This is a genomic window from Protofrankia sp. Cj3 (assembly GCF_917627355.1).
Lineage (GTDB): Bacteria > Actinomycetota > Actinomycetes > Frankiales > Frankiaceae > Protofrankia.
Genome location: NZ_CAKJTR010000284.1, coordinates 1 through 2,252 on the forward strand (window position 1 = coordinate 1; position 2,252 = coordinate 2,252).

A 2,252-nucleotide genomic window follows, 5' to 3' on the forward strand; every position below is an offset into this window, starting at 1 on the left:
GAGTGCGGCTGTTTCTCCGCTGGCGGCGACCTGACAGCGGGCGCACCCACCCATTACACCGAGGAAATCGTGCGGGACAGCCTGCTCCTGCTCGCAAGTGGCCTGCTGGTGAGCTGGCCGTACAGCGTGCTAGCTCTCGACCGCCTCCTCGACCGACCGTTCCAGGAGAGCTCATGAGCGCCACGTCAGACAAGGGCCGGCAGAAAGACGCCCCGGCCGGACGCCGGCCCGCGGGCCGCGAGGAAGCCCGGCGGGAGAAGGCCGCCGCGGCCCGAGCCGCCGAAATCGCGCGCGCCCGGCGGCGCCAACGCATGATCATCGCTTTCACTGTCGTGGCCGTGCTCGCCCTGGCCGGTGTGATCGGCTTCGTCATCCAGAACAGCCGAGCGGTATCAACGCCTGTCGTGGTGCCGGCGAACGCGACCGGCAGCGACAACGGAATCGTCGTCGGAAAAGCAGCCGCCGCGGTCACCGTCGATTTCTACGAAGACTTTCAGTGCCCTGTCTGTGAAAATCTCGAGACATCGCTTGGCGGCACCATCCAGCAAATGATCGACAACGGGAAAATCAAGGCTGTCTACCACATGATGTCGTTTATCGGGCCGGAGTCCGTCCGGGCCGCGAATGCCGGCGCGGCCGCCGCCCAGGAGAACAAGTTCAAAGAATACCATGATATTCTCTACGCCAATCAGCCACGTGAGCGGACCGGCGGTTTCACCAACGCTACATTGATCGGGCTCGGCGACAAGGTCGGGCTGACTTCCCCGGCATTCACCGGCGCGGTGAACAACGGCACGTACAAAGGCTATGTCGCGAAGGTGGAGGACGACGCGTCCAAGCACGGTGTGACCGGCACCCCGACCGTGTTCGTCAATGGCAGCGAGCTTGCCGCGCAGGCCCTGACACCGCAGGGCTTCACCGACGCGGTGGCCGCTGCCGGTGGCGGCGGCAGCGGCGGTAACGCCACACCCACCGGATAGTCCCCCGCGGGCGCGCACAAAACCGCCAGCGCACCCGTGGGAGCGCCCGGCAACACAGGTACAGCGCACCGCGTTCTGCCGTGTCGTCCCGCGGCCCTCGGGCACGATACGGCAGGACGCGGCGACACGAGGTGAGATAACGGCTATGGATGCCGCGCAGTGGGACCGTCGGCACACCGGAGCCGGCCTGGTGTGGACCGCCGAGCCGAACCCGATCGTGATCGAACAACTCGCCGGCCTGCGCCCGGGCCGCGCCCTCGACCTGGCCTGCGGGGTCGGCCGCAACGCCGTCTGGCTTGCCTCGCAGGGCTGGCGGGTCACCGGTCTGGACTTCTCGGAAGTCGCGATCCGCAAGGCGCGGGAGCTCTCCCGCCGATTCGACGTGACACCAGAGTGGATCAAAGCCGATGTCCTGGAATGGACACCAAGGCCCATGTCATACAATCTTGTTACTATCTGCTATCTTCATCTTCCGCCTGGTGAACGGCGCACGATCCTGTATGACGCGATGAAAGCAGTCATTCCAGGTGGGACGCTGCTGGTGCTCGGGCACGATCGCGCCACCCTCACTCTCGGACGCGGCGACGGCCGCAAGCCCAGCGGACCGGCTGATCCCCAAAGCCTGCTCAGCCCCGACGAACTGCTGGACGCCGACGAACTGCTGACGGAACTGGCTGACGGCCCGCCCCTGCGAATCAGTCGAGCTGGCCGCGTACCGCATCCGATCAACCCGGATGACCGGCAGCTCAGCCCGGACGACCGGCAGCAAACGGTGATCGACACGCTGGTGGTGGGCATCCGGCCCGGCCCGGCGACCACCCATCCCGCGCTCGTCAAGCCGCTGCCGGGACTGATGACCGTCGGCAGATCCGCATCACGATCGCTGTCGCTGTCGGTCGGCGGGTTCCTCGTCGTCCACCGGATGCCCCACGTGGCCGAACTACGCCGGCTGCGCACCGCTGGCGGTCTGTCCGACCCCGGCCCCGAAGCCGCCGCGGACGCCATTGACGGCAGCCTCGCCGGACTGTGCGTTGAGGCCGCGCACGAACCAGGGCGCGCGGTCGGCTGTGGCCGCATCGTCGGGGACGGCCGTACCTTTCTGGTCATCATGGACGTCGCGATCGACCCCATGGTGTTCGCCGACGCCGACGCTGATGCCGACGTCGACCTGTCCGTTCTGATCATGAATGAACTACGCAGATGGGCCGCCAGCCAGGTTGATCCGACCTCGTTCGTCGGTGTCGCGACGGCGGCGGGGGTCGAGCCGCTCGC

Annotated in this window: 2 protein-coding genes; both read left to right on the forward strand. The window is 67.1% G+C overall.

The features are described 5' to 3' along the window. The first annotated feature begins 173 nt into the window (after positions 1-173). Complete coding sequence (locus MJ783_RS22350; protein WP_239313647.1) at positions 174-980, forward strand: thioredoxin domain-containing protein; 807 nt, start codon at positions 174-176, stop codon at positions 978-980. A gap of 145 nt (positions 981-1,125) precedes the next feature. Further along, the coding region (locus MJ783_RS22355; RefSeq protein ID WP_239313649.1) for a bifunctional 2-polyprenyl-6-hydroxyphenol methylase/3-demethylubiquinol 3-O-methyltransferase UbiG at positions 1,126-2,252 on the forward strand (1,127 nt) is incomplete at its 3' end.